Raw genomic sequence first — 22155 nt, 5'->3', positions numbered from 1 at the left:
CGGCTAGTTGCTGGTTTGACTGGCCATCTGGTCAGGTCGCGGCGGTTCCAGCCGCTCCGCACATATAGTCACGATAAAGCCTGAAAACACGGAGCCCACCCATGGCCCTCGCCGCCGCCAAATTCCAAACCGATGACACGCTGCTCGACGCCTATTCGACGACGGTCGCCGACGCCGTCGACCGCATCGGCCCCGCCGTCTGTCGCATCGAGCGCATTGGCGGTCAGGGCGGCCATGGTTCCGGGTTCGTCATCGCGCCGGACGGACTGGTCGTCACCAATTTCCATGTCGTCGGCGACGCCAAGACGGTGCGCGTCTCGATGCCGGACGGCGCCTCCCGCGAGGGCCGCGTGCTTGGCCGCGACCCCGACACCGACATTGCGCTTGTACGCGCCGACGGCAGCTTTGCCGATGTCGCCCCCCTTGGCGATTCCAAGCGGCTGCGGCGCGGCCAGATCGCCATTGCCATCGGCAATCCGCTCGGCTTCGAATGGACCGTCACCTCAGGCGTCGTCTCGGCGCTCGGCCGTTCGATGCGCGCCTCCACCGGGCGGCTGATCGACGACGTCATCCAGACCGACGCAGCGCTCAACCCCGGCAATTCCGGCGGGCCGCTGGTGTCGTCGGCCGGCGAGGTCATCGGCGTCAACACCGCCATGATCCATGGCGCGCAAGGCATTGCTTTCGCCGTCGCCTCCAACACCGCCAATTTCGTCATCTCGGAGATCATCCGCTTCGGCCGCGTGCGCCGCGCCTTCATCGGCGTCTCCGCCGACACGACGAACCTGCCGCGCCGCGCAGCCCTCTTGTCGCAAGTCTCGACCAGCACGGCTGTGCGGCTGCGCAGCGTCGAGAAGAATGGCCCGGCGGCGAAGGCCGGCCTGAAGGAAGGCGATATCATCGCCGCCATCGACGGCCGCCCGGTCACCGGCGTCGACGATTTGGTGCGCCTGCTCGACGCTGAGCGCATCGGCCGCGAGACACTGTGCACCGTCGTGCGCCGTACCGGCGTCAGCCAGGTAAGTGTGACGCCGGTGGCGCGTAGCTGAGGTCTCGCTGCTCGAGCACCCGCCCAAGCAGCGACACCAGTAACGCCGCCAGTTCGCCGGTCGGGTCGAGGTCAGGATCGAAGATCGTCATGTCCATGCCGATGCAGGCAGGACCGGCAACCAGTGCGGACAGGATAGCGACGAGATCGTCGGGATCGATGCCGGGACTGCCGGGCGAATCCACCGCCGGCATCACCGTCTGGTCGAGCACGTCAATGTCGAGATGCAGCCAGTAGGGAGACCGCGCCAGCGTTGCCCGGGTCTTTTCCAGCACCCTCGCCACGCCAAGCTCGCGCGCGGCAAAGACGTCGATCAGCGTCATGGCGGTGGAGTTGATGTCCGGCCAGGCGAAGTCGGCATCACGGCTCTCCCGTTCGCCGATCTGGATCACCCGTTCTTCGGCCACCAAGGGCCCGGCAATGCCTGGCCACTCGGTCAGGAGCGGTTCGCCGCGCCCGGTGGCGAGCGCGAGATCCATGCCGGCGGCCGAGCCGAGCGCGGCATCGGCATCGTGGTTGCCGGGATGACGGAAATCGCTGTGACCGTCGACATGCACCAGGGCCAGTGGACCGGACCGCCGTGCGGCCGCCAGCGCGCCAAGCAGGATCGAACAATCGCCGCCGACGATCAGTGGAAATTCGCCCTGCCCGATCGCGCCGGCGACAAACTCGGCAAGCTCCAGATTAAACCGGCGGATCGCAGGGCCATTGCGCAGTCGGGTGCCAGGCTGCGGTTCGGTGCCGTAGGCGGGCCGTTCGAGATCGACCACCTTGGCGGGAGCAACCACCTTGACCAGGCCGGCCTCGCTCAGCGCCTGCGGCGCCCGCCATGTCCCCGGCAGATGGCCGGGCCGCAGCGGGCGAAGACCAAGGTTGGACGGGGCGCGGATAAGGCAGATTTCACGCATGGAAGAGCCTGGGTTTGCCAAGCCCACCATAGACCGCGAATGCCCGCCAGGTCACGCCGCCGGAGCCGCCGCCCATCTCTGCCGACAGTTCCTGCCAGCGACCCCATTCAGGCACCCTCGGTAAATTGCGCCTGAAACTCCGGGCTCGGCGGGATCGGCTTGATCACGTCGATCAACACGCCATTGGGGTCCTTGGTAATGAAATGGCGCTGGCCAAAGGGTTCGTCGCGCAGGCTGCACAAGATCGGCAGGCCGGCGGCGGTGATGCGTTCGTAGACAGCATCTGGATTCCTGACCTCGAAATTGATCAGCAGGCCGGACGTGCGACCCCGCCCCTCTTCCGGAATCGTTTCATGATCGCCATGGACGATGCCGAGATTGACGCGGCGATCCTCGGCAGACTGCAAATGCACGTACCAGTCGCTCTCGAACAGCGGCTTGAAGCCGAAATGCTTGATATAGAAAGCCTTTGTGGCGGCAACATCGCCTGTCATCAGCACCGGGTAATAGCTCGTGGTCTTCATCTTTCCTTCTGCCGTCGAACAACATACACTCTGCATGTAAATTGTATTAACATACAGGCTGCATGTATGCAACGTGAGACCGCGCGCCGTTCCAACCGCGACCGCACCGAGGCGACACGCGCCGACCTGATCGCCGCGGCGCGCAAATTCTTCACCGAAAAATCCTATGCCGAGACCGGCACGCCCGAGATCGTCGCCGCCGCAGGCGTCACGCGCGGCGCGCTCTATCACCATTTTGCCGACAAGCAGGCGCTGTTCGCCGCCGTGGTTGAGCAGGAAGCGGCAGTTGTGGCTGACGAAATCGAGCGCGCCTCGCCGCCGTCGTTGTTTGCCCGCGACGCCCTGATCGCCGGTTCGGACGCCTATCTCGTCGCCATGCGCGCGCCCGGCCGCACGCGGCTGTTGCTGCTTGACGGGCCGGCCGTGCTTGGCCGCGCCGCCATGGACGCGATCGACAACCGGCATGGCAACCGCTCGCTGCGCGAGGGGCTTGTCGCGGCGATGCGGGCGCAGACGATGACGAGATTGCCGGTCGAGGCGCTGACCGCGCTGCTGGCTTCCGCCTTCGACCGTGCGGCCCTGGCCATCCAGGCCGGTGAGTCAGCCGAAGACTACCGCACCGTGCTCATGGCGCTGATTGATGGGCTCTCTCCAGGTCCTCCTCGTCAGGTACCTGGCCCGGCTCGAACTCGTTGAAGCAGCCGAGCTGACGCTTGAACTGCTCGATCAGCCAGGCCGCCGCTGGCTTCGGGCTGCTGTCGTTGCGATGCATGGCAAACAGTGGCGAGTTCGCCTCCCTGAAAGCCTCGAGGTCGAGTTCCACCAGCCGGCCGCTGGCCAGGTCGTCGGCGATCAGCCAGCGCGGCAGTCCGCCCCAGCCCAGCCCCTCGCGCATCAGCGTATGCTTCGTGCGCATGTCCGTCAGCCGCCAGGTTCGGTAGGCGAAGACACCGAAGTCGCGCCCCTTGGTGCGTTCGGACTGGTCGGTAACGACAAGCTGGATGTGTTCGCGCGCATCCTCGATCGCCACCGGCTTCGGCAGCAGCGCCAGCGGGTGGCTGGGCGCAGCAGCCAGCACCATCGACATGAAGCCGATGCGCACAAGATGCACATCGACCTCGCCCAGCAGGCCGCCAATGCCGAGATCGGCCTGTCCATTGACGACGTGATCGGGGATCAGCCCTAGCGAGCCTATATGCAGGCGCAGCATCACGGTCGGAAACTGCGCCTCGAATGCCTTGAGCACCCGAACCAGTACTGGCGATGGCAGCGTCGCATCGACCGACAGCGCGACTTCCGCCTCCAGTCCCTGATGGTAACCGTCGGCTCGCGAGCGGATCCGCTGCAGCACGCCGGCCATGCGGCGCGCATCCTCCAGCATCGCCCGGCCGATCTCGGTCAGTTGCGGCTCGCGCGTGCCCTCGCGCTCGAACAGCTTCAATCCGAGCTGCGCCTCGAGATTGGCGATGCCATAGCTGATCACGGATTGCGCGCGGTTGAGCTTGCGGCCGGCGGCCGAGAAACTGCCTGTCTCGGCGACTGTCAGAAAGACCTGAAGTTGATCGAGCGTCGGGTTGGGTTGCATGATCATATCCACTTCATGGATGGATAGTATAGAAAATATACCAGTTTTTCAAATGGGTCGATGGCCCCATATCCAGCGGGACAAATTAATCCAACCCCCTGGAGAGCCCCAAAATGTCTATCCTTCTCGTTACATCGAGCCCCCGCGGCACTGCCTCGCACTCGACCCGCATTGCTACTGAATTCGCTGAAAAGCTCCTCGCTGCCGATCCGTCGAACACGCTTGTCGTGCGCGACCTCGTCGCCAACCCGTTGCCGCATATCGACGCCGACTATTCGACCGGCATCTACACCCCGGCTGAAGCCCGCACCCCGCGCCAGGCTGAAGTCGTCGGCGTCTCCGACGTCGTGCTCGACGAACTGTTCGCCGCCGACACGGTGATCCTCGCCACCGGCTTCATCAACTTCAACATCTCCTCGACGCTGAAGTCCTGGGTGGATCACATCGCCCGCTCCGGCAAGAGCTTTGCCTATGGCGAGAACGGCCCCAAGGGCCTCGTCACCGGCAAGAAGGTCTATATCGTGCTGGCTTCGGGAGGCATCTATTCCGAAGGCGCGGCCGTGCAGCTCGATCACGCCATTCCCTATCTGCGCGGCGTGCTCGGCTTCCTCGGCATGACCGATGTCGACGTCATCCGCATCGAAGGCGTCGGCATGGGCCCTGACGCGGTCACCGCCGCGCTCGCCAAGGCGACCGCCAAGGTCGATGCCGTGGTGGCGGCCAGCGAGCAGGTCTCCGCGGCCGCTTAAGCCATCAATCGTCGAATTTGAAAGGCAGGCGCCTAGCGCCTGCCTTTTTGTTGGTCAAGCGTCCTTTGCCTCAGCGACAATATCCGTCGTGTCTTGCGCGATCTCGGGCAAAGGCGGCAACACCACAGCCGGATGCCGGCCTTCGCGCAGCATGAGCCCGAGACTGTAGTCGACTGCCAGCTTCATCGCACCGAGCGCGGTGCCGCCGTCTCCCAGCGAACTGACGGCGATGCGTGTCGGCCACGCAAGTTCTGCCGCGACGCGCTCGACGTTTTCCGTCATCAGCGGGTTTCTGCCAACGCCGCCGCCAAGCACGATCAGGCCGGGGTCGAGCATGCCGATGCAGCCGGCCGCCAGTCTGCCGACATCGGCGGCATGACGCTCGACAGCCGCCAGCGCAGACGCCGAACCCTCCCGGGCGCGCGCGAACAGATCCTTGGCCGAGTCCGGCGGCGCGCCTTCCTGCAAGGGCCAGTCGACACGGCATCGCTCGATCAGCGCCCGCGAGCCGAGATAGTGTTCGAGCCCTTCACGATTGGGCGTCTCGGTGACGGACCATGGAAATGGCATGCGGCCGATTTCGCCGGCGGCGCCGCCGGCGCCGCGAAACAGCCGACCCTCGGTGATGAAGCCAAGGCCAACCCGCACGCCAACTTGCAGGAAGGCGAAGGTCTGGTGGCCCTGCGCGGCGCCGTAATGCATTTCGCCAATCGCGGCACAGTTGACGTTGTTTTCCAGGATGATCGGCACTTCGACATGACGCCGCAGCAGGCCAAGCACGGCCGACGGTCCGCCCGGCCGGTCGAAGCGGTCGTTGGAAACGATACGCGGCACCGCCACGGCAACGGCGCGCAGCGCACGAAAACTCTTGCCCACCTTGCCCATGGTGGCATGCGTCACCGACAGCACGATGGCGCCGAGCTCGTCGGGATGGCTGGATTTGGCCTCCGGTATCGGCTCTTCCGCCGCCGACAACGGCTGCCCGTCCATCGAATAAGCGACAGCGCGCACCTGGGCTGCGCCGACATCGACGCCGATCGCGTAACCCGCGCCCGGACCGATGCCATAGATGGTTGCCGTGCGGCCAATGGCGCCGCGCTCCAGCCCTCGCGAAGCGACGAGCCCCAGTTCGCTCAATTCCGAAACCGCGGCCGACATGGTCGGCTTCGACAGGTCGAGCATCGCTCCGAGCTTCGGCCGCGTCACAGGCCCATGCGCGGCGAGCACACGCAGCACTGCGCGGGCGCTGTCGGTCAGATTGGGGATTTCCGCAGCCGCCATCTCTGCCTTTCGAGCTTTGCCCTGCAAATCCTGTTGCCGGTCCGCGAGAGCGAACACCGCCGCGACTCACACCTCTTCAATGCCTCATTGCCGGGCGGTTTGGCAATTTTCTCGACAACTGGCGGATACGTCAGACTTCGGTCGGCGACCAAGGCTTCAGCTTGATATCGGTCTGGCGGTAACGGAAAACGATATCTGTGAGGCCAGCGGCATCCTGCATGTCGCCGACGATAAGCTGGATGGCGATGATCTCCAGGATGGCGTCGGCGACGGCGTTGCCGAGGGCGGGAATGGAGATCACCACCAGCCTATCGGCAGAAGCGACATCCGTGCGCCGCGTCACCAGCACCGAAGGGCAGCCGAACCCGGCGACATCGATGGCGATCTTGACCTCGCGGCCGTCGCCGATGGCGATCAGTCCGGTCGCCGCATCCTGCGATTCCATCGGCCCATGCAGGTAGTTCAGCGTGTCCCATCCGGATGCGGGTACCCGAACCGCCTCACGGATCAGCATCGCCGCCTCGCCAGCATTGGCGAAGCTGACACCTGCGCCGACGATATCGATGGATGCCCTGCCCTGCAGCAGCCGTGCCGCCTGTCCGGCCACCTGCTCGGCGCCGGAAAGAACCGTGGCGACCGCGCTTGGCAAAAGCGCCCAGTCGAAGCTGTTGCCGGCAAGCCTGTCGATCAGCATGCCAAGCGCCAGCAAGGTGCCGGTGTAGCCGGTCGAACTCGCGCCATTGTCGGCTCCCGAATCCGTGGCAAGCACGGCGCCGGTCAGATCGGCCAGCGGATTGGCGCTGCCTCGGCACACGGCCAGCCGCGGTGCCTCCGACGCCTCGTGCATGACGTCGGAGATTTCCCGGCTCTGCCCCGAGGCCGAAAGTGCGATGAAGGCATCCGCGGCGGCATCCGTCCGGCCATAGAGATCGGTCGGCGTGTAAGCGAAGGCCCGCAAGCCGCACGCGCGCAGGTAATGCGCCCCGGCAAGGGCGGCCTGATAGCTGGCGCCGATGCCGGCAAGCCCGATCGCCTTGCCGGCAAGGACGTCGACATCGAGACCATCGAGCGACCTGGCCACCGAACGCCTGCCGATCTCGAGACTTTCCGTCTGGCGCGCCACCGCCTGGCGGTAGCCGATACGCTTCATCATTCAAACGGCTCCGATCTGTGAGGACACACCTTGGCCGGCAAGTAGCCGCCTGGCCAGCGCGACCCCGCCGAGCACCGGCGGTTCGCGTAGTAACAGCACCTGGCTCGGCGGCGAGACTTTCGCCATGGCGTCGACAAATGCCGTCATCAACATCGGCTGCTCCGATATGACGCCACCGCCGGCCACGACAAGGGCCGGATTGGCGCCACGCTCGATCAGCAGTTCGACCAACGCGGCAAGCCCTACCCCGCCTTCCCTGATCACACGGACAGCCAGCGCCGAGCCGGCGATCGCCGCGTCGAACACGGCATTGGCATGGCGGCCCCAGACCGCCGCACCGCGCGTTTCGTTGAGCAGGATGCCCAGCTTGGTCTGGTCGTCAGTACCAAGTTCGCGCATCAGCGCTCCAATCAGCGGGTCGCCGCCATCCTCGCCACGGTCGAGCGCGCGGCGGATTGCCTTGGCCGCCTCACGCACAAGGGCAGGCGCGCTGCCTTCGTCACCGAGGATCCAGCCCCATCCGCCGGCAGCCAGCATCTTGCCTTCAGCCGTGCGTGCGACCGCAATCGAGCCGGTGCCCGAGACGACGCCGATGCCGTCGACATGGCCAGCGGCCGGCACCATCAGTTCGGCATCGTTGACGACCTGCACCGCGCCGCCGGTCCTGGCCGCCAGCAGCGCCTGGAAGCGAAGGCACTGTTCACCCGTGTCGCAGCCATGTGCGCCGACCGCCAGGGCAGCGGGCGCCATGCCGCCACACAGATTGACGACGATGCCGGCCAGCTTCGTGGCATCGGCCTCCATCTCCCGGATGCGCCAGTTCTCGGTCACCAGCACCTCGTCGGCGATCGTACGTTCGCCCAGGCACACCATGATGCGCGTCTTGGTGCCGCCGATATCCACGCCTGCAATCATTTTCTGGGTCAACGACATCCACCGCACAAGCCGGACGAAGCGGGTTGCCGCGTCCATTCCATATTAGTTAGGAAACTTTACAAACTATCTTTCCAGACGGCAAGAACTATGATTTGATAATCGTCGTAAAAAGCGCATCAAGCGCATTGGGAGATTGCAACATGAGCAGGAGAAGGATTGGCCTGGCCCTCGCGGCCGCGTCTTTCGCATGGGGACTCGCAGCAAGCGTGGCGCATGCTACCGACATCTCGTTCTGGACCTGGCGCCAGGAAGACAAGGCCGCCTACAACGAACTTTTCGCCGATTTCACCAAGGCCAACCCGGACATCCATGTGAAGTTCGAGTCCTTCCCGGACGAGAACTATCCGACGATCGTCTCGACGGCGCTGGCCGCCGGCAAGGGCGGTGACGTCATCCACACCCACGCTTATGGCTGGCTGGAGCAGTTCGTGAAGGCCGGCTATTTCGAGCCGCAGGACATGACCACCGTGCCCTCGCTCGCCAACCAGCCCGCCGATGCGCTGGTGGCCGGCACCTACCGCGCCGACAAGAAGGTCTATTCCCTGCCCTTCGCCTCGCAGACGCTCGGTCTGTTCATCAACAAGGATGTCTTCGCCAAGGCCGGGCTGACCCCGCCGACCACATGGGACGAGTTCATCACCGTCAGCAAGGCGCTCAAGGAAAAGGGCATTTATCCCCTGGCCAACGGCATGGGCACAAGCTGGTTCAATGAGATGTTCGTGGCCATCTTCACCAACCCGTTCCTCGGCCAGGACTTTGTCAGCGACCTGACGTCGGGCAAGACCACCTTCAAGGACCCGCGCTATGTCGCTGCACTCGGCAAGCTGCTCGAACTGCGCGACTGCATGCCTCCCGGTTTCGAAGGCATAGACTATGAGACCGCCGGCCAGCTGTTCATCAGCGGCAAGGGGGCAATGCTGGCCGGCGGCAGCTTCGACATCGCCACCTACCGGACCCAGAACCCGGCGATAAACATGGACTTCGTTGCGCCGCCAATGGCCAAGGCCGGCGACACGCCGCAAGTGACCAAATTCTTCGACGGCGGTTATGCCGTCAACGCCAAGTCGGCCAACAAGGAGGCCGCGCTCAAGCTGGTCAACTGGATGGGCACCAAGGAGTTCGGCGACAAGTTCTCGGCCTTGCTCGGCAACATCTCGCCCATCAAAGGCGTCGTCATCAAGGACGAACTGCTCGCCCACGTCGCCAAGTTGAACGAAACGGCCATGCCGCATATCAATGTCGTCTACTTCCGTTTCGAGAAGCCGACGGGATCAGAGCTGCTGCAGGGCGACATCACCAAGATGATGTCGGGTTCGATCACCCCTGACCAGTTGGCCGCCGACCTGACCAACGGGCTCGCCAAGTGGTACAAGCCTTTCCAGGGCAAGTGAAATGAACAACGGCCGGCGCCACACTGCAAAAGCCTTCCCGTGGCGCCGGTCACTCTGGATTGCATCCCTGCTGACACCGGCCCTGGTGGTCATGGTGCTGTTCGTGCTCTGGCCACTGCTCTCGGCCTTCGGCCTTGCCTTCTATGAGTTCAACGGCTTGCAGCCCACCGGCTTCGTCGGCTTCGAGAACTTCCGCAAGGTGTTGTTCGAGACGCCGTACAGCGACTGGACCTACAATGCCCTGAAGCACAACATTATCGCCTTCGTGGCGCTGATGGTGTTCGAGAATGGCACCGCCTTCCTGCTCGCCTACGCATTGCTGAAGGCGCTGCCCGGCCATCGCATCCACCAGGTTATCGTCTTTCTTCCAGTCGTGCTGTCGGCGGTGATCGTCGGCTTCCTCTGGAAACTGTTCCTGCATCCGCTGTTCGGGCTGGTGAACCAGACGCTAGCGCTTGTCGGCATCGGCGCCATCCCGTGGCTTGGCAATGAATCGACCGCGCTGGGCAGCATCCTGTTCGCCAACATCTGGCACTGGCTCGGCTTCCCGACATTGGTGCTGCTGGCCGGCATGCAGCGCGTTAGCAAGGAAGTGATCGAGGCCGCCCGTCTCGATGGCGCCGGCGACTATGTGCTGATGACCCGGATCATCTGGCCGCTGATTGCGCCGAGCGTCACCATTGTTACCATCCTGACCTTCATCGGCAGCTTCAACTGGTTCGAAATCCCCTATGTCATGGCTGGCCTTACCGGCTCACCCGGCGGCGCCACCGACGTGCTCGGCCTCTATTTCTACCGCACCGCCTTCGGCAGTACGACGACTGGCATCCAGGATTTCGGCCAGGGCAGCGCACTGGCCGTGATGATGTTCATCATCGTTGCCAGCGTGACCGCAATCGCGCTTCGCTACCTGCGCCGTCGTGAGATCGAACTGTGAGCGCAACAGCCGGCAGCCGGGACCGTGGCGAGTTGTTGAAGAACGGCGCCATCCAGCTGATGCTGGCGCTCAATGCCGTCATCATGATCTATCCGCTGTTCGTCATGGTGATCTCGTCCTTTAAGACCAATGCGGAGATATTCAGTTCGCCCTTCGCCATGCCGTCGAGCTTTTCGCTGACCAATGCCGAACGTGTGTGGACCGAGACCAACTTCGTGCGCTACCTCGCCAATTCGGTCGGCATCACCACGGCAGCGGTGGCGCTGATCCTCTTGTTCAGCACCATGGCCGCCTACGCGATCGCCCGCTATCAGTTCAGGCTGAGCGCGCTGGTGCTGATGTTTTTCCTGAGCGGCATGACCGTGCCGTTGAAACTGGCGATCATTCCGCTCTTCATCCAGCTGGACACGCTGGGGCTGGTCGACAGCTATGCCGGCCTGGTGCTGGTCTATGTCGCCATGGGCATTCCTTCCGCGGTGTTCATCATGACCGGCTTCCTCAGGACCTTGCCGCGCGAACTGGAAGAATCGGCGCGCATGGACGGCGCCAGTGAATTTCGCATCATGCGCTCGATCATGCTGCCGCTGGCGCGCCCGGCCCTGGTCATCGTCGCAATCCAGAACGCAGTTCCGATCTGGAACGATTTCTTCTTCCCGCTGGTGCTGATCACTTCCGATAATCTCAAGACGCTGCCGCAGGGCCTCACCGTCTTCGTCGGCGAGTTCACCACCGACTGGGGCGTGCTGTTCACCGGACTGACGCTGGCGGCACTGCCCATCACCTTGGTCTACATCGTGCTGTCGAAGCAGTTCATCTCGGGCATCACCCAAGGCGCGGTCAAATAGGGCGCGGTCAAAAAACTAGGAATCCTTTCAAGTGGCCAACCAGAACAAGATCATCATCACCTGCGCCGTCACCGGCTCGATCCATACGCCGTCGATGTCGCCGCATCTGCCGGTAAGCGCCGGACAGATCGCCCAGGCCGCGATCGAAGCCGCCGAGGCAGGTGCCGCCATCGTCCATCTGCATGCGCGCAATCCCGCCGATGGCCGTCCCGACCAGTCAACCGAGGCCTTTGCGCCCTTTTTGCAGGTGATCAAGCAGCGCTCGGACTGCGTGATCAACATCACCACCGGCGGTGCCGCGACGATGAGCGTCGAGGAACGGGTCAAGCCGGCGGCGACCTTTGCGCCGGAAGTCGCCTCGCTCAACATGGGCTCGATGAATTTCGGCCTCTATCCCATGCTCGAGCGTTTCAAGACCTTCGAGCACGACTGGGAGCGGCCATATCTCGAAGGGTCGCGCGACCGTATCTTCCGCAACACCTTTGGCGACATCGAGTACATCCTGCGCACCTGCGCGGAAAACGGCACGCGTTTTGAAATCGAGTGTTACGACATCGGCCATCTCTACACGCTCGCCCATTTCGTCGAGCGCGGCCTGGTCAAGGCACCGTTCTTCGTCCAGAGCGTGTTCGGCATCCTCGGCGGCATCGGCACCCATCCGGAGGATGTCGCACATATGAAACGCACCGCCGACCGCCTGTTCGGCAACGACTACCACTGGTCGGTCCTGGGCGCCGGGCGCAGCCAGTTGCCCATCGCCACCCACGCGATTGCGCTGGGCGGCAATGTGCGGGTCGGGTTGGAGGATTCATTGTGGATCGGCAAGGGCCAGCTGGCGAAATCCAGCGCCGAGCAAGTACGCAAGGTGCGCCAGATCATCGAGGGGCTCGGCGCCTCGGTGGCCACCCCTGACGAGGCGCGGCGGATCCTGCAACTCAAGGGCGGCGACAAGGTCTCTTTCTGAGGCGATTTCTTTCCCGAGGCCAGTCTTTTCCAAGGATGACATGATGAGCGCGCTTTCCATCACCGATGTCGAGAAGGCCTATGGCAAGGCGAAGGTCATCCACGGCGTGTCGGTGGACATCGCTTCGGGCGAATTCGTCACCCTCGTCGGTCCGTCCGGTTGCGGCAAGTCGACCTTGTTGAGGATGATCGCCGGGCTGGAGGACATCAGCACCGGCGAGATCGCGCTCGAAGGCAAGGTCATCAATGACATCGCGCCGAAATCGCGCGACATCGCCATGGTGTTCCAGAACTATGCGCTCTACCCGCATATGACCGTGCGCGAGAACATGGCTTTCGCGTTGACGCTGAAGAAGGAAGACAAGCGCGAGATCGACGACAAGATTGCGCGCGCCGCGACAATCCTGGGACTGCAGGATCTGCTTGAGCGTTATCCGCGCCAGCTTTCCGGTGGCCAGCGCCAGCGTGTCGCCATGGGCCGCGCCATCGTGCGCGAGCCGAAGGTCTTCCTGTTCGACGAGCCGCTCTCCAACCTCGACGCCAAGCTGCGCGTGCAGATGCGCACTGAAATCAAGGCGCTGCACCAGCGTCTGGGAACCACCATCGTCTATGTCACTCACGACCAGGTCGAAGCCATGACCATGGCCGACAAGATCGTCGTCATGAATGGTGGCATCGTCGAACAGGTCGGCGCCCCGCTCGATCTCTACGACCGGCCGGCCAATCTGTTCGTAGCCCAGTTCATCGGCTCGCCGGCGATGAACATCCTGCAAGGGCGCAGCACCGCCGACGGCTTCACCACCAGCGACGGCAACGTGTTCCCGCTGCCTGTGCTGGAACAGACCGAAAGCGCCGTCGCCTGGGGCATCCGGCCCGAACATCTCAGGCTTTCCGACAGCGGCGTGCCGGCAGTGGTCGAAGTGGTCGAGCCGACCGGCTCGGAAACCCTTGTCATTGCCAAAGCCGGCAACAACACGCTGAGCTCGCTGCTGCGCGAGCGGATCCGCGTGATGCCGGGTCAGCAGATCTTCCTGGCGCCGGACCTGACACAGCTCCATCTGTTCAACGCCGAGGGTCGGCGCATCACGTCCGCGATCCAATAGATCGCGGCGGCTAGATAGCCACCGATGAGAAAAAGCAGGCGCCGGCGCCTGCTCTTTTTGTCCTAGCCGATCAGATGCCTCAGAATGCCCGCAGAGGCGACCCCGATCAGCACGGTCGGCAGCATGGAGAACCGTGTTGCCGCGACAAAAGTGATTGCCAACGCCAGAAGGTCAGCCGGGTTCCTCGACACGAAGGCCGGTGCGATCACCGAGATCAGCACGCAGCCGGGCGCCGCCTCCATCACGGCCGTGGCACGGGCGCTGAGCGTGCGGTTGCGCAGCACGAGATAGCCGCCTATCCGGGTCAGATAGGTGATACCCGCCATCAGCACGATGGTGAAGAGGGTCGTCGCGTCGATCATGCTTCTCTCCAGAAGAACCAGGCTGAGACCAGCCCCGACACGGCGCCCGCCGCGACATACCAGCCACCAGGAACCATGTGATAGGTCAGCGCCGCGACGACCAGGCTGACCAGCCAGGGCCGTGCGGCGGCCACGCCCTTCCACATGCCGCGCATCAACACCAGGAAGACGGCCGGGAACGCCATGTCGAAACCATAGGTCTCGACATGGCCCAACATCGGGCCGAGCAAGGCACCTAGCGTGGTGAAGGCCACCCAGGTGAGATACATCGCCAGTGCCGCACCCATATAGTAGCGAGGGCTGAAGGCTGGCGTGATACCAGTCGCGGCACGCTGCCTGGCGTCGGCAAGCCCGAGCGCCCAGCTTTCGTCGCATAGGAAGAACAGCGCCGGAAACATCTTGCGCCGCGGCAGGTGACGCAGGAACGGCGCCAATGCCGCCCCCATCAGCAGGTGCCGGCTGTTGACCAGGAAGGTGATGGCGACGATGAGCACGATGTGCGGCGGTGACGTCCACAGTTGGATCGCCGCGAATTCCGAGCCGCCGGCGAAATTCAGCCCTGTCATTGCCGAGAGCTCGACGACACTCAAGCCTTTCTGGGTGGCCTGGGCGCCGAGTACCAGCGCATAGGGGATGGTGCCGAACAGCACCGGCGCGCATGACGCCACGCCACGGCGGAATTCGGACGTCGAACCGTCGCCTGCCGCCTCGACTGCCTGTGAAATGCTCATGCTTTGCCATCGGTCGGCCTCGCGGCCGCCGCTTCCGTTGCATTTGAAATCAGTGATGTCGGCGGCAAATATACCGATACCGTCCAGCAATTTGGTTGCGAAGATTGTTGTATTTCGTCCAATTTTGGCATTGAGTGTCACAAACCGCCAAGAAAATGGAATCCGTAGCCATGAAGCTTGATGAGATCGACAAGCGCATCCTGCGGGCACTGCAACGCGATGGCCGTATGGCCAACAATGATCTGGCCAACGAGGTTGGCCTGTCGCCATCGCCTTGCCTGCGGCGCGTGAAGCTGCTGGAGGAGGCCGGCGTCATCGACCGCTATGTCGCCGTGCTCAACCCGGCCAGCATCGGCAAGGGCCTGACCTTCTTCACCCGCATCTGGCTGAAGCAGCAGGACGAGGACGCGATCGAGCATTTCGCCACCGAAGTGGCCAAGCTGCCACAGGTGATGGAATGCTATCTGATGCTCGGCGATTGCGATGCCCTGGTGCGCGTGGTGGCGGCCGGCATCGACGACTACCGCCGCTTCCAGTCGGAGCATCTGAGCCGCATCAAGGGTGTGCAAAACGTCAAGACCGACGTCCCCAGCCAGACGATCAAATACACGTCCGAACTGCCGCTCTGACGCATGGCACATGCGCTTCGGCGCCTGCCTTTCTGCTTTAACGGCGAACTATCCTCGTGCGGGATGATCAGGTTGAGCGGGCGACGGCAGCCGGACCAATCAAGGAGTGGTCCCGACAAATGGCGTGGCCCTTGTGCAGAAATAGATCGCACTGGTGGTTGCCATGCTCGATAGCGTAGCGAAGACGTATGCAAAAGGCAGCCAGTGGTCGGACAGCGCCAAAGCCACGACCGTGAAGAAGGCCGCAAAAGAGAACGACCCGACGATAACGCCACGCAACAGATTAGCCGCTGCGGGCGCTCCCCGCTGATGATGAGTGAACATCGCCAGGACAAGAACGAATACGGGAAACGGCGCGACAAGCCCGCTGAGTTGCGGCCCGAGGTATCTGGTCGACAGGGTGATCAGAAAGACGAAGCCTGTCGAAACGACCATCCTGGCGGGAAGGTCCCATCTCGGCGCTATCCTGGCAATCGCTTCCATATTCACCGGCTTGGTGAGGAAGGACAGGAAGAACAACGTCACCAGAAGCAGCCCAATGGCCTGCGCGAATGTCCAGGTGGACAGGTTCCAGATAAAGGTGGCGAGAAAGAAGGCGGCGACCCCGGCGATCATGCTGACCCAGCAGTTGAAGTGCCTGGCAGCGCGGGCGTAGACGAAGCAGAAGATGCACGTCGAGACCTGGCCCACCAGATTGCCCACCGCCGCGTGTTGGGCGAACGCCGCGCTATTTTCCAATGCGGTGAAGACCGATACGGGGCCAGTCACCAATGGAATCCCCATCAGCAGCCCGCCCACCGCCGGCCCGAAACGCCGGCTTAGCAATGTGAGACAGAGAATCAGGAGTGGCGTGCTGAGAAGCTTGAAGACCAGTATCATGAAATGGATGTAATGGCCTCGTCCGGCCGCCTTGAAGAAAGATCACATCGAATACCGCGGCAAGGCCGCCGATGCCACACGATCATGACAAACGCCCGCGGGAAGCCGCGTGTTGTGGCCGGGAAAACGGCGTTATTTCAGACTGGATAAAAAACGCAACCGGAATTGTAGGATCGGCCTCAGAGCCAGCGTCCTTCGGCTGCAGGCAGCGCGTAGCGCTGCCCTCTGGCATGGGAGAAAGAATATGAACCATTCCTATCGTTGGGTCATCGTCGCGGCTGGCGCGCTGATGTCCTGTGTCGCCATCGGCACGATGTTTTCGCTGGCGATCTTCCTCGAACCGATGGCGATCGACACCAATTGGTCGCGCGCCGGCATTTCGAGCGCCATGACCCTCAACTTCCTGGTGATGGGCCTTGGCGGCTTCGCCTGGGGCGCCCTGTCCGACCGTTTTGGCGCTCGCATCGTCGTGACGATCGGCGCGGTGCTGCTTGGGCTGGCACTGGTGCTGGCCAGCCGCGCCGGCTCGCTGCTGAGCTTCCAGATCACCTATGGTGTGCTGGTCGGCCTCGCGGCCAGCGCCTTCTTCGCACCGATGATCGCGCTGACATCAGGCTGGTTCGAGACCAACCGCAGCCTTGCGGTGTCGCTGGTCTCGGCCGGCATGGGCGTGGCACCGATGACGATCTCGCCCTTCGCTCGCTGGCTGATCTCGGCCTATGAATGGCGCGCCGCCATGTTCGACATCGGCATTACCGCATGGGTGCTGCTGCTGCCTGCCGTGCTGCTGGTCCGCCAGCCGCCGAAGCCAGCCGTGGCCGACATCGGTTCCGCACCGGTTGCCGAGGGCGCCGGCCTGACGGCCGGCCAGGCGCTGCGCTCACCGCAATTCATCGTGCTCGGGCTGACCTTCTTTGCCTGCTGTGCTGCCCATTCCGGACCGATCTTCCATATGGTCAGCTATGCCATGCTGTGCGGTGTCGCACCAATGGCGGCGGTCTCGATCTACAGCGTCGAGGGCCTGGCTGGGCTTGGCGGGCGGCTTCTCTATGGCGTGCTTGCCGATCGGCTTGGCGTCAAGCCGGTGCTGATCGCGGGCCTGGCGATCCAGGCGATCGTCATTGCCGCCTATCTCAGCATCAGCCAGCTCGAGCAGTTCTACATGCTGGCCGTCATCTTCGGCGCCACCTATGGCGGCGTGATGCCGCTCTATGCGGTGCTGGCGCGCGAGTATTTTGGCCAGCGCATCCTAGGCACCGTGTTCGGGGCCGCAACCATGCTGTCCAGCCTCGGCATGGCGCTCGGTCCGCTGGCCGGCGGCATAGTGTTCGATGCCTACGCCAACTATTCCTGGCTGTTCATCGGCTCGGCCATCATCGGCCTTGGCGCGGTCGGCATCGCGATCGCCTTCCCGCCGCTGCCGCGCCGGGAGTTGCAGACGGCGTGATCTGGTCTAGCCGAAATGGGCTTTCAACACGGCTCGAAATTTTTGCATCGTCTTTTCGGTTGTCTGCGCATCGGCAGCCGCAAAGCCCATGACAAGCCCGTTTTGTTCCGAGCCGTGACGGTACTGAATCGATAGAGCCGAGACGTTGATCCCCTGTTGGAGCAACGCCTCGGCAATCGCCGCGTCGTTACATCTCTGGCGGAAAATGCCAACAACCTGGATGCCGGATTCGGTGGAATGGAAATCCAGCCATTCTCCAAGATGCCTTTGAGCCCTGTCCAGGAAGAACTGCCGCCTTTCCGCGTAGAGGCGTCGCATGCGCCGGAGATGACGAGTAAAGTGCCCCTCGTTCATGAAGTCCGCCAGCGCTGCCTGGGCAAGCAATGGAGCGAACTGGCCGGTCACGCTCAGCGCCGAGACGATCGTGTGGTCTATCGCCTTAGGCGCCACCAGAAAGCCGAGGCGCATGGCCGGAAACAGGATCTTCGCGAAGGTACCGACATAGACCACGCGGTTTGACGCGCCGATGCCCTGCAGCGCCGGTATAGGCTGCCCTTGAAAACGGTATTCGCCATCGTAGTCGTCCTCGATGATCCATGACCGCCAGGTCTCAGCCATGTGCAGGAGATTGAGCCGCTGTTCCATGGGCATGGTTATGCCGAGCGGATGATGGCAGGAGGGCGTCACGAAAATCATGCGCGGAATGACAGGCGGTGGATCGAGGTTCCAGCCTGCATTGCCCACGCGCAGCGGCGCCAGTTTCGCCCCAGCCGAGACGAAAGCCGAACCCGCCCCGTAGTATCCCGGCTCCTCCATCCACACCGTGTCGCCTTCATCGATCAGCAGCCGGGCCAGGAGATCGAACGCCGACTGCGCGCCATTGGTCACGACGATCTGCTCGGCGGCGCACTGAACGCCCCGTGATGCGGTGAGATAGCGAGCGATAGCCTCGCAAAGAGGTGGATAGCCTTTGACGTGATAGGTCCCGAAAAGGTCGATATGCGCAAATTTTGCGCGGCGGCTGAGGAGTTTCGACCAAGTGTTGAACGGAAAATTATCCGGGTCCGGCATGCCGGGATGAAATGCGAGCATGCCGGGTCGGCCGTGATGATAGGGTTGGGCGAGCATGGCCTGCCCGCGCAATGATATGGGATTCTCGTCATCTGCCGACACATGTTCCGCCGTGGTCGATCGGGTCGGCAGATCCATGACCACCGAAGGCCGGCGGGGCCGTATGGCCAGATAGCCCTCCAGCGCGAGCTGGTCGCAAGCGGCAATCACCGTGTTGCGACCCACCTGCAGATCCCGCGCCATGACCCGTGTCGAGGGCAGCGCGTGGCCGCTCGGCAGCACGCGCCGCTCGATCAGACCGCGCAACTGGACATAGAGCTGCCGGTGCAGGTTGGCGGAACTGCCGCGATCCAGTGCGACGCCGTCGATTGGAAAACTCGTCTTCATCGTGGTTCCGAAAAATCAATGCAAACTGGCTCTAACAATGGAACCAAAGCAGTCCTACGCTCAAGAAAAATGCGTTCAGGTTCAGGTGGGACTGGCCGATGCAGTGCATAAGGGTGGGAGTGATCGGTGCGGGTGGCGTCGCCCAGGTCGAGCACATCCCGAATCTGCTCAAATTGCACCGGCAGTTCAGGATCCTCGGCGTCTATGATCCTTCGCGCAAAACCCGCGCCTTTGTCGGCGAGGAATTCGGCCTCGCTACATTCGCCGATCTCGACGGACTTCTTGCGATGCCGCTTGACGCCGTGGTCATAGCCTCCCCCGATGCCTTGCACTGGGAACAGGCTCTCGCCGCCTTCGCCAGGGGGCTGCACGTCTTCTGCGAAAAGCCACTTTGCTACAGCGCCGGGGACATCGACGACCTGATCGCCGCCAGGGATCGCGCCGGCAAGGTGCTTCAGGTCGGCTACATGAAGCGTTTCGATCCGAGCTACGAGGCGGCGCTGAAGATGCTGCCGGGCACGGCGCGGACGCTTCGCTACATTTCGGTCGAGGTCAACGATCCCGACGCGTGGCCGTTCGTGCGGCACCATTCCACGTGCCGGGGTGACGACGTCGCGGTGGATTTGGTTGCCTCGACCGAAGCCAGGCAGCGCGAGCAGGTGGATCGAGCGGTGCCTGGACTGGATGATCCCGACGCCTTTCGTGGTTTTGTCGGGGCCTATTGTTCAGCGATCGTGCACGACGTGAACGCCGTGCACGGGCTGCTCGATGCGCTCGGCGTCACAGATGGCGACATTGTCGGCGCCTCGCTTTTTGCCAGGGGTGAAGGCGGCCAGGGCGCCGTGCGGCTGCTCGGTGGCCAGGCGCTGTGGAACATGGTGCATCTGGCCGTACCTGGGCTCGCCGACTACCGCGAGCGCATAACGCTCTACTTCGACCAAGCCTCGCTCGAACTGGAATTCCCATCGCCCTATCTCAACCACCAACCGACACGGCTGATCCTGCGCACCAGCGACGGCCACACGCTATCCAGCCGCGATATCCGCAGCGGATACGAAGAGGCGTTTGTCGAGGAGTTGAAGGGTTTCTGGTCGGCGATCGTCGAAGGCACGCCGGTGCGCAACACCGCCGAGCAGGCGCGTCGCGACATGACGCTGCTGGCCGGCCTCACCCGGCGCCACCTTGCCCAGCTCAAGCAATCAGGAGCTCGCCCGTGACGGTTCGCATCGGCATAAACCCGATCACCTGGAGCAATGATGACGTGCCGGAACTCGGCGGCGATACGCCACTTGAGGTCTGTCTCAGCGAGACCAAACAGGCCGGCTATTCCGGCACTGAACTTGGCGGCAAGTTCCCGCGCCGGTCGGCCGAGCTGAAGCCGATCATGGAGCGATATGGCCTTGCCGTGATTTCCGGCTGGTATGATGGCCGCTGCGACGAGAAGGAAGTCAGCGCGGAAATGGATGCGATCATGCCGCATCTCCAGCTGTTGAAGGATATGGGCGCGGCGCATGTCGTCTATGCCGACACCTCGCGCGGACGCCATGACGCCATCTGGGGGCCGATCTCGCAACGCCCGGCACTGAACCCGCAGGAATGGCCGACCTACGGCCGCAAACTGACCACGCTGGCCGAACGGATGGCGGATTTCGGCGTGCGCATGGCCTTTCACCATCACATGGGGACCATCGTCGAGACCGATGCCGAGGTGGCCCTGCTGATGCGGCATACCGGCGAGGCGGTCGGCCTGCTCTACGACACCGGCCATTCGACATTTTCGGGCGGCGACCCGCTGGCTTTGATCAGGGCGCACGTCAAGCGCGTCGTGCACGTGCATTGCAAGGACGCGCGCAAGGCCGTGCTTGATCGGGCCCGCGCGCAAGACATGAGTTTCATGGGGGCGGTGATGGACGGGATATTCACCGTTCCCGGCGATGGGTTCATCGATTATTCCTCGATTTTGCGCGTGCTTGCCGACAACGGCTACAGCGGCTGGCTGGTCGTCGAGGCCGAGCAGGATCCCAGCAAGGCCAACCCGCTGACCTATGCGACAATGGGATTCCAGAATTTGTCGCGCATGGCCGGGGAAGCCGGATTTACCGTCACGGAATAATCGCGGCCGCCATGCGGCCTCCATGGGACCAGTGCTGATGAATGAAACTGGAATAAAGGGGCAACTGGACTGCCGACCGTAACTGCGGCGGCGGAAAACAAAACAGGAGGTTGTTATGTTTTCGCTTGCGAAATTGATAAAGCCTGCGCTCGGCCTGCTGGCCGGCGCTACAATGATGGCGGCGGCCACCAACCTTGCGGCCGCCGATGATACGCACGTGGTGTTTGTAACCCATGGCCAGAGCGGCGACCCCTATTGGTCGGTCGTGAAGAACGGCATGGACGATGCGGCCAAGACCCTTGGCGTCAAGGCCGAATATCTTGCGCCCGAAACATTCGACATGGCCAAGATGGCGCAGATGATCGACGCCATTACAGCGTCGAAGCCCGATGGGATGGTTGTTTCGATCCCTGACGCCGCGGCCCTTTCAGGTCCGGTCAAGAATGCCGTTGCCGCCGGCATCCCGGTCATCGTCATCGATTCCGGCGGCTCGAAGCTGACCCATGATCTTGGCGGCCTGCTGTTCATGGGACAGGACGAATTTCAGGCGGGCGTCATGGCCGGCGAGCGCATCAAGGCGCTCGGCCTCACCAAGGCGGTCTGCGCCAATCACGAGGTGGGCAATTCCAGCCTTGACGATCGCTGCGCGGGCTTTGCCAAGGGGCTGGGCGTCGATGTTCCGGTGATGAACGGCGTCATCGACCCGACTGAAATGAAGAACCGCATGATCGCCTATATGACCGCCCATGCCGATACGCAGTTCATTCTCGCTGTCGGCGCCAGCGGTGCCGAACCAACGCTGGCCGCGCTTGATGAAATGGGCCTCGCGGGCAAGGTGAAAACCGGCACGTTCGATCTGTCTCCCACGATCCTGCAGGCCGTTGTTGCCGGCAAGATGGAGTGGGGCATCGACGCCCAGCAATATGCCATGGGCTATATCCCGGTCGCGATGTTCGACCTTTGGAAGAAATACAAGATCATGCCGATCGCCGACTATCCGACGGGCCCTGGTTTCGTCACCAAGGATACTGCCGCCTCGGTCATCGATCTGGCAAAACAGGGCAAGCGTTAACCGCTGGCGGCCGGGCCTCGGCCCGGCCGCTCTCACTGATG

23 protein-coding genes are annotated in these 22155 nt (G+C 63.2%); 13 read left to right on the top strand and 10 right to left on the bottom strand.

Annotated features, from left to right (window positions below; all coding sequences use genetic code 11):
* Positions 1–101: 101 nt before the first annotated feature.
* Positions 102–1049, top strand: a complete 948-nt coding sequence (locus AC1DZU_RS05750) for a S1C family serine protease (protein ID WP_477282591.1) — start codon at positions 102–104, stop codon at positions 1047–1049.
* Here AC1DZU_RS05750 and AC1DZU_RS05745 read toward each other — a convergent pair.
* Positions 1012–1956, bottom strand: coding sequence for an arginase family protein (locus AC1DZU_RS05745; protein WP_477282589.1), 945 nt, complete (start codon positions 1954–1956; stop codon positions 1012–1014). The two genes, AC1DZU_RS05750 and AC1DZU_RS05745, sit on opposite strands and share 38 nt — an antisense overlap.
* Positions 1957–2063: 107 nt before the next feature.
* On the bottom strand, positions 2064–2480 hold the full coding sequence (locus AC1DZU_RS05740) for a VOC family protein (RefSeq protein WP_477282587.1): 417 nt from the start codon (positions 2478–2480) through the stop codon (positions 2064–2066).
* A gap of 66 nt (positions 2481–2546) precedes the next feature.
* Here AC1DZU_RS05740 and AC1DZU_RS05735 point away from each other — a divergent pair, with 66 nt between their 5' ends.
* The gene (locus tag AC1DZU_RS05735) at positions 2547–3176 is read left to right on the top strand and encodes a TetR/AcrR family transcriptional regulator (protein ID WP_477282585.1); all 630 of its coding nucleotides are present in this window, start codon (positions 2547–2549) and stop codon (positions 3174–3176) included.
* Here the strand turns inward: AC1DZU_RS05735 and AC1DZU_RS05730 are convergent.
* Positions 3106–4065: a LysR family transcriptional regulator gene (locus AC1DZU_RS05730; protein ID WP_477282583.1), complete on the bottom strand. Its 960-nt coding sequence runs from the start codon at positions 4063–4065 to the stop codon at positions 3106–3108. The genes AC1DZU_RS05735 and AC1DZU_RS05730 overlap by 71 nt on opposite strands.
* A 113-nt stretch (positions 4066–4178) precedes the next feature.
* Between AC1DZU_RS05730 and AC1DZU_RS05725 the strand changes: the two genes are divergently transcribed.
* Positions 4179–4814 carry an FMN-dependent NADH-azoreductase gene (locus tag AC1DZU_RS05725; RefSeq protein ID WP_477282581.1) on the top strand — a complete coding sequence of 212 codons (636 nt, stop codon included), beginning with the start codon at positions 4179–4181 and terminating at the stop codon, positions 4812–4814.
* A gap of 54 nt (positions 4815–4868) precedes the next feature.
* Here the strand turns inward: AC1DZU_RS05725 and AC1DZU_RS05720 are convergent, their stop codons facing one another.
* The 3 genes from AC1DZU_RS05720 to AC1DZU_RS05710 all read right to left on the bottom strand — a co-directional run bounded on the left by AC1DZU_RS05720 (position 4869) and on the right by AC1DZU_RS05710 (position 8175).
* On the bottom strand, positions 4869–6095 hold the full coding sequence (locus tag AC1DZU_RS05720; RefSeq protein ID WP_477282579.1) for an ROK family transcriptional regulator: 1227 nt from the start codon (positions 6093–6095) through the stop codon (positions 4869–4871).
* A 130-nt stretch (positions 6096–6225) separates the two neighbouring features.
* The gene (locus AC1DZU_RS05715; RefSeq protein ID WP_477282577.1) at positions 6226–7248 is read right to left on the bottom strand and encodes an SIS domain-containing protein; all 1023 of its coding nucleotides are present in this window, start codon (positions 7246–7248) and stop codon (positions 6226–6228) included.
* Positions 7249–8175, bottom strand: coding sequence for a BadF/BadG/BcrA/BcrD ATPase family protein (locus tag AC1DZU_RS05710; RefSeq protein WP_477282575.1), 927 nt, complete (start codon positions 8173–8175; stop codon positions 7249–7251).
* Between the two features lie 149 nt (positions 8176–8324).
* On the opposite strand from AC1DZU_RS05710, the gene AC1DZU_RS05705 reads away from it, so the two are divergent.
* The 5 genes from AC1DZU_RS05705 to AC1DZU_RS05685 are packed head-to-tail and all read left to right on the top strand — an operon-like array spanning position 8325 to position 13423.
* On the top strand, positions 8325–9575 hold the full coding sequence (locus AC1DZU_RS05705) for an extracellular solute-binding protein (protein ID WP_477282573.1): 1251 nt from the start codon (positions 8325–8327) through the stop codon (positions 9573–9575).
* 1 nt (position 9576) lies between these two features.
* Positions 9577–10512, top strand: coding sequence for a carbohydrate ABC transporter permease (locus AC1DZU_RS05700; RefSeq protein WP_477282570.1), 936 nt, complete (start codon positions 9577–9579; stop codon positions 10510–10512).
* Positions 10509–11357, top strand: a complete 849-nt coding sequence (locus AC1DZU_RS05695; protein WP_477282568.1) for a carbohydrate ABC transporter permease — start codon at positions 10509–10511, stop codon at positions 11355–11357. Before AC1DZU_RS05700 ends, AC1DZU_RS05695 begins: the two co-directional genes overlap by 4 nt.
* A gap of 31 nt (positions 11358–11388) precedes the next feature.
* Complete coding sequence (kce, locus tag AC1DZU_RS05690) at positions 11389–12321, top strand: 3,5-dioxohexanoate:acetyl-CoA acetone transferase (RefSeq protein ID WP_477282566.1); 933 nt, start codon at positions 11389–11391, stop codon at positions 12319–12321.
* Positions 12322–12364: 43 nt separating this feature from the next.
* Positions 12365–13423, top strand: coding sequence for an ABC transporter ATP-binding protein (locus AC1DZU_RS05685; RefSeq protein ID WP_477282563.1), 1059 nt, complete (start codon positions 12365–12367; stop codon positions 13421–13423).
* Between the two features lie 62 nt (positions 13424–13485).
* Here the strand turns inward: AC1DZU_RS05685 and AC1DZU_RS05680 are convergent, their stop codons facing one another.
* Complete coding sequence (locus AC1DZU_RS05680; protein ID WP_477282561.1) at positions 13486–13785, bottom strand: AzlD family protein; 300 nt, start codon at positions 13783–13785, stop codon at positions 13486–13488.
* Positions 13782–14516: an AzlC family ABC transporter permease gene (locus AC1DZU_RS05675; protein ID WP_477282559.1), complete on the bottom strand. Its 735-nt coding sequence runs from the start codon at positions 14514–14516 to the stop codon at positions 13782–13784. Before AC1DZU_RS05675 ends, AC1DZU_RS05680 begins: the two co-directional genes overlap by 4 nt.
* Before the next feature lie 170 nt (positions 14517–14686).
* Here AC1DZU_RS05675 and AC1DZU_RS05670 point away from each other — a divergent pair, with 170 nt between their 5' ends.
* Positions 14687–15145 carry an Lrp/AsnC family transcriptional regulator gene (locus AC1DZU_RS05670; RefSeq protein ID WP_477282557.1) on the top strand — a complete coding sequence of 153 codons (459 nt, stop codon included), beginning with the start codon at positions 14687–14689 and terminating at the stop codon, positions 15143–15145.
* Positions 15146–15244: 99 nt separating this feature from the next.
* Here the strand turns inward: AC1DZU_RS05670 and AC1DZU_RS05665 are convergent, their stop codons facing one another.
* Positions 15245–16024, bottom strand: coding sequence for a hypothetical protein (locus tag AC1DZU_RS05665; protein ID WP_477282555.1), 780 nt, complete (start codon positions 16022–16024; stop codon positions 15245–15247).
* A gap of 244 nt (positions 16025–16268) precedes the next feature.
* Between AC1DZU_RS05665 and AC1DZU_RS05660 the strand changes: the two genes are divergently transcribed.
* The gene (locus AC1DZU_RS05660; protein ID WP_477282553.1) at positions 16269–17471 is read left to right on the top strand and encodes an MFS transporter; all 1203 of its coding nucleotides are present in this window, start codon (positions 16269–16271) and stop codon (positions 17469–17471) included.
* 6 nt (positions 17472–17477) lie between these two features.
* Here the strand turns inward: AC1DZU_RS05660 and mocR are convergent, their stop codons facing one another.
* Positions 17478–18929: a rhizopine catabolism transcriptional regulator MocR gene (gene mocR / locus AC1DZU_RS05655; protein WP_477282551.1), complete on the bottom strand. Its 1452-nt coding sequence runs from the start codon at positions 18927–18929 to the stop codon at positions 17478–17480.
* 98 nt (positions 18930–19027) lie between these two features.
* On the opposite strand from mocR, the gene AC1DZU_RS05650 reads away from it, so the two are divergent.
* The 3 genes from AC1DZU_RS05650 to AC1DZU_RS05640 all read left to right on the top strand — a co-directional run bounded on the left by AC1DZU_RS05650 (position 19028) and on the right by AC1DZU_RS05640 (position 22114).
* Positions 19028–20146: a Gfo/Idh/MocA family protein gene (locus AC1DZU_RS05650; RefSeq protein WP_477282549.1), complete on the top strand. Its 1119-nt coding sequence runs from the start codon at positions 19028–19030 to the stop codon at positions 20144–20146.
* Complete coding sequence (iolE, locus tag AC1DZU_RS05645) at positions 20143–21042, top strand: myo-inosose-2 dehydratase (protein ID WP_477282547.1); 900 nt, start codon at positions 20143–20145, stop codon at positions 21040–21042. The genes AC1DZU_RS05650 and iolE overlap by 4 nt, the downstream gene beginning before the upstream one ends.
* Positions 21043–21157: 115 nt before the next feature.
* Complete coding sequence (locus AC1DZU_RS05640; RefSeq protein ID WP_477282545.1) at positions 21158–22114, top strand: rhizopine catabolism ABC transporter substrate-binding protein; 957 nt, start codon at positions 21158–21160, stop codon at positions 22112–22114.
* The last annotated feature ends 41 nt before the right edge of the window (positions 22115–22155 follow it).

It is taken from the genome of Mesorhizobium sp. P2_A12, from assembly GCF_056405075.1.
Note: the sequence above shows the minus strand (reverse complement) of the source record. Positions and strands in the feature narration are given on the sequence as shown.